This is a genomic window from Nocardia sp. NPDC004604, from assembly GCF_040609795.1.
Classification (GTDB): Bacteria; Actinomycetota; Actinomycetes; order Mycobacteriales; family Mycobacteriaceae; genus Nocardia.
Genome location: NZ_JBEXLC010000275.1, coordinates 1 through 4999, shown reverse-complemented (window position 1 = coordinate 4999; position 4999 = coordinate 1). Strand labels below are relative to the sequence as shown.

Genomic DNA, 4999 nt, shown 5'->3' with positions numbered 1-4999 from the left:
GTCCGGTATGTTTACGATGCACTGTGGATCGACAGCCATTATTAGGAGTGGAGTTTCGATGGACAGGATCGCAGCGACACCCGACGCGATTCGTGAATTCGGGAACGCCTCGGCGACGATGGCCACTACCGTGGCCGCGCTGGGTAACGTCGACCAGGCCGCCACCATGGCTGCGGCGGTGCCGGTGTTCGGTTTGTTGGGGCAGGATTTCCTGTTCTCGTACGCGGGCGCGCAGCTCAACCACATCACCTCGGTGAACGAGCTGGCCGCGGTGCACGCCGGCACGGCGCTGACGTTGCACGAGGCCGCGGCCCACTACGAGCACACCGACGGCGGCTCGGCCGCGAACCTGGACGACATCGGCCGTCAGGCCTGACGATGTCGCAGCCTTCGCCCGACCCCACGGTGCTGGAACTGCTTCGGGGCAGCAACCTCGCCACGATGCTGGACCAGCCCGTGAGTCACATCCTGCATCAGATGGGCCTGCCTCAGCTGCCGATCATTCCGCCGGCACCGCCGCTTCCGGGCCTGCCGCCGCTCCCGCCGCTGGACATCGGCGCGCTGATGCGCCCGCTGACCGATCTGGCGGGCGCCTTCGGCACCGGTCAGATCGGCACCCCGGCCGTCCATGACGCGCCGGCCGCGCCCGCGCAAACTCCGGTCCCGGCAGCGAATCCCGAGGCCGCCCCGGCCCACAACGGCCTGCCCACCCCCAATGGTGCCGACGCCCCCGGCACCCCGCAGGACTCCGCCGCGCCGATGCCCCCGAATGGCGTGCCCGGCCCGGTCGCCGGGCAGGCTCCCGCGATCGATCCGATGCACGTGCTCAACGGCATCACCCAGGGCCTGCAGATCGTGATGCAGCTGGGCACCACGGCCCTGCAGATCGCGATGCAGCTCTGGCAGAGCGACGGCGCCCAGTCGGCCGCTACCAAAAGCACTGCCGCACAGGTGAACGGCGGCGAGCTGGCCACGCAGAGCGGCGGTCAGCAGGCCGTGCTCGGCAACGCCGCCTTCTCGATGTTCACCGGGAACGCGCTGATGGCGGGTGTGGTGGGCCAGTACGCCACCACCACCGCGATGGTGGCGCCGTTCCTGGTTACCCCGCCTGGTCAGGCGTTCCTGCTGTCCTCGACCATCGAGGCGATCAGCGAGGGCCTTGCGGTGGTGGGTAAGACGCGCGCCGAGATGGCCGTGCACTCGGTGAATATGGCGCACGTCGGTACCAAGATCCCGATCACCGGCGCGCCCAAGGGCCTCAATGCCCAAGGTCTGCAAGAACTCATGCAACTGGTGCAGCCGCTGGCACAGGTGGCGCAGACCGGCGCCCGGGCCGCGCAGCAGTTGCAGACCGCGAACACCTCGCTCAGCGCGCCGAAGTCGATCGATGCGACGCAGAACGATTCGATGTCGCCCGCGTCGTTCCCCGGAGGGGGCGGCGTGCCAGGTGGTCTCGGTGGTGCTGGTGTCGGTGGCGGCGGTATGCCGGTACTGGGCGTCCCGGCCACGTCGTTGAGCCCCTGGACCGGCACCAGTGCCACGGGTGCGCCCCGCATACCGACCCAAACGGCCGCGGCCGCAAACCTTTCCGCACTGGAGCCGATGTCGAGCCCGGTCTCGTCCGGTGCCTCGCCGGGCATGCTGCCGACGGGCGGTGCTGCCGGCGCCGCCGCCTCGGCCGTGCGGGATACCGGGCAGGCGGCGCACCAGGCGAATCTGGTGACGGGCAGCAACGGCGACGCCGTAGTCGGCCCGGTCGTCGGGGTCACGCTGCCGGTGGTAGGCGCCGCAGGCAAGCAGACCGCTGAACCCCCGGCGGATAAGGAATTCACGCTGTAACACTCCGGCGGTGGACCCACCGACCTGAGTTCATAACAAATGAGGGAGGTCGTCATGGCCGGTACGGATAATTTCGACGGGGTGTATTTCGACCCCGCGGCGGCGCGTGGTGCGGCCGCCGGCCTGGACGGCTTGGCGCAGCGGCTCGAGGACGAGCTGCGAGCCGCTGAGCCCACGCTGACCGTCGCGCCCGCGGGCGCGGAGGAGGTGTCGTTGCGCGCGGCGCAGTCCATGAACGGGGTCACCGACTCCTACACCACCAGCGCCGCCGCCGGGGTGCAGGAGATCCGGAAGCTGGCCGCCGCACTGCGCGCCCAGGCCGGCCACTATGAGCAGATCGATAGCGACAGCGCCGCGCACGTCGCCCGATCGGTCTGAGCCGCAGCGCGATTCGGACAAAGGGTTACCGACGATGATCGAGTCACCACAGCCCGGGTTCACCGGTGTGGTCTGGGAGGCGCGCGAGGCCGGTCGGCTCGCGCGCGAGCTGACCACCGGTCCGGGTCCCGTGCCGATGGCCGAGGCGGGCGCGAGCTGGTCGCGGCTGTCGCTCGCCTTCGGTGCAGCGGTCGTCGAGTACCAGCAGATCCTCGCGGCGCTGCAGAATGCCTGGCAGTCGCAGGGCAGTAATGCGGTGCACGAGCGGATCAGCAAGTTGCGAGACTGGCTGGCCGACGCCGCCGCCCAGGCGGCAAACAACGCCACCCGGGCCGCGAGCCAGGCTGCCGCTTACGAAATCGCCCGGCTGGTGATGCCGAACACTGCCGACATCGCCATCCTGGAGGCGGTGCAGCGCTCGCTGGAGCAGATCGGTACCGCGCTCGGCGCCCCGATCAAGGCGGTGGCGGCAACCACCGAAACCGACGCCGATGTCGCGAAGGCCGCGGCGTCGCGGGTGATGCGCACCTACGAGGCGGCGACCGAACCGCTGGCCGAACCCTGGACGCAGGCACCGCCGCCGGCACTCACCTCCGGTATCGCGCTGGCCGCGGAACAGGCTGCCGCCCAAACGGTCGCGACGCCCACGATGTCCTTGGGTGCGCTGCCGGCCATGCCGAACTTCACCCCGCCCACGTTCACCATGCCGCCGGTACAGACGGTGTATCGGGCGCCCTCGGTGGCGCAGACCCGGACTACCACGGAAGCGCTGGTGACACAGTCGACTCCGGTGACCACCGCGTCCGCGAGCAGCAGTCCGATCGCCTCGCCGATGGCTGCGGGTGCCCCGGTCGGCGGCACCGCGGCCGAGCATCGGTCCGGTCTCGTCAAGGAAACCACCACGGGCCGTGACGAACTCGGCGTGGACACCAGAATCGTCAGCGCCCCCGCGGTATTGGGCGGGGTGGCCGCACCGGCTCCGCCGGTCGAGCCGGGTGCTACCGGTACGGGTGCGCCATGACGACGCTGACCAACGACGGTCTGTTCGCGGTGGCCAAGCGCCTCGGGGTGCAAACTCTGCCGGTGGTGCTCGCCGTTGCGCCGCAACATGATTCGTATAACGACTGGCGCGATGCGCAGGAGCGGGCGACCGCGGACCTGACCGCCGCCGGTGTCCTCGACCCCTATGGCGAAGTGGAATCCGAACTGGCTCTGGCGTTGTTCGCGTTGTCTCAGCCGGATCGCGAGATCGTCGCCCGGATCTATGCCACCGCACCGGAATCCGCGGACGCCGAACCGGAATCCACGCCCGAGCAGCCGACTGAGCTCACCCGCCCCGCCGGCTTACCATCCGCCAGGGTGGTACGCGTCTGCGTGGCCCGGCGCGGCGAACAGCATGCCGCGGCCGTGCGCACCGGCGACAGCTTCGACATCGAGGCGATCTGGTCCGACGGCTCGGGCACCGCGCTGGCCCGCCCGCTGCTGCAGGCACTGGGCGCGGGCACGCCTGCGGATGTGGCGACTTTCAGCGCCCCGGCCGACGAACTGGCCCAGCGACTGGACGAATCCACCACGGCCGTCGATTACGCCGATGCCCTTTATGCGCTCGGTGTCGCCGACCGCGATGCCACGGTATTGGGCCTGGCATTCGCATCCTGCCGCGGTTATGCCGAAATAGTGGCCTATGCGCACGAGGACGGTTCGACAATCCGTTCGCCCGGCGCGATCGCCATTTACGAAACCGGCCGCGGGCGAGTTCTCGTCACCGCGGGAATTGCGCCGGACCAGCAGCTTTGGTCCACCGTCGCACCGGGTACCGATCGTCGAATCGCGGAAGCTCTTTCCACGGTGGTCGAGATGTTGCCCGGGGGAAGGTGGCTGACGGACTGATTCCTGCGAAATATGTATGCATCTCCTATTTCGACGGGCGATCGGACTTTGATCGCCGAGATTGAATTCAACGATGAGGAAAGGTTCGGAAAATGGTGAACTTCATGGGCGGTGGCGACGTCGTCGCCCTGGACCACGCACAGCACAAGAATGTCGTCACAGACATGCACGATGCGATCAACCAGATCAAGAACAAGATTCAGGAAATCGAGGACTCGGCCGATCGCGCCAAGGCGGGCTGGAGGGGTGACGCGAACGCGTCGTTCCTGAAGGCCGCGACCGAATGGCACAACGAGGCTGAAACCCTGAAGGGCAGGCTGAACGCGCTGAGCGATGCCGTCGACAAGGGCGGTCACACCATCACGAGCATGGACCAGCAGACCTAATTCTGCGGTTCGCGCCCACTTTACGGAGTCGATCGCTGACGAGGCGATTCCGATCAGAAATTCCAGACTCGAAACGAGGTTTCACACATGGTTGACATTCTTTACGACCCCGCCACTATGACCGCATTGCATGATGAACTAGAGGGTGCGCACAAGGATCTGAACCACGAGGCCAGCAACCTGGTCGACACGGCCAAGCGTTTCCACCAGGCCCTGCAGGGTGATCAGGCAAAGGCCGCCTTCGACGGCGTCTTCAAGAACTGGTCCGACGAGTACGACAACAACCTGGTCGTGCTGCAGAAGCTCTACGACTCGGTCAACGACGCGATGCATCGTGCGCGTCAGGCCGACGGTGTCGTCGCGGACGGCTTCTCGGGTTTCTGAGTTCGCACAGCGTTATAGCGTGGGGGGGGGGGGGGGAATTTAGAAGAACCCCCCACCCCCATAAGGGGGGTGATGAGAAAAGCGTGGGGGGAGGGAAAAAGATTATAAAAAAGGGGGATAGA

7 protein-coding genes are annotated in these 4999 nt (G+C 67.5%); all 7 read left to right on the top strand.

Features of this window, described 5'->3' with window-relative positions; translation table 11 throughout:
- Positions 1-58: 58 nt before the first annotated feature.
- The 7 genes from ABZW16_RS43010 to ABZW16_RS42980 all read left to right on the top strand — a co-directional run bounded on the left by ABZW16_RS43010 (position 59) and on the right by ABZW16_RS42980 (position 4877).
- Positions 59-376, top strand: coding sequence for a type VII secretion target (locus ABZW16_RS43010; RefSeq protein ID WP_354961930.1), 318 nt, complete (start codon positions 59-61; stop codon positions 374-376).
- A gap of 2 nt (positions 377-378) precedes the next feature.
- Entirely contained in the window at positions 379-1839 is a 1461-nt protein-coding gene (locus tag ABZW16_RS43005) for a hypothetical protein (RefSeq protein ID WP_354961929.1), read from the top strand.
- A 54-nt stretch (positions 1840-1893) separates the two neighbouring features.
- A complete protein-coding gene (locus ABZW16_RS43000; protein ID WP_354961928.1) occupies positions 1894-2217 on the top strand; it encodes a PE family protein in 324 nt (107 codons plus the stop codon).
- A gap of 34 nt (positions 2218-2251) precedes the next feature.
- Positions 2252-3238, top strand: coding sequence for a PPE domain-containing protein (locus ABZW16_RS42995; protein ID WP_354961927.1), 987 nt, complete (start codon positions 2252-2254; stop codon positions 3236-3238).
- Positions 3235-4107 carry an ESX secretion-associated protein EspG gene (locus ABZW16_RS42990; RefSeq protein ID WP_354961926.1) on the top strand — a complete coding sequence of 291 codons (873 nt, stop codon included), beginning with the start codon at positions 3235-3237 and terminating at the stop codon, positions 4105-4107. Before ABZW16_RS42995 ends, ABZW16_RS42990 begins: the two co-directional genes overlap by 4 nt.
- A gap of 92 nt (positions 4108-4199) precedes the next feature.
- Positions 4200-4493, top strand: a complete 294-nt coding sequence (locus ABZW16_RS42985; protein WP_354961925.1) for a WXG100 family type VII secretion target — start codon at positions 4200-4202, stop codon at positions 4491-4493.
- An 87-nt stretch (positions 4494-4580) separates the two neighbouring features.
- Positions 4581-4877: a type VII secretion protein EsxR gene (locus tag ABZW16_RS42980; protein ID WP_354961924.1), complete on the top strand. Its 297-nt coding sequence runs from the start codon at positions 4581-4583 to the stop codon at positions 4875-4877.
- Positions 4878-4999 lie beyond the last annotated feature (122 nt).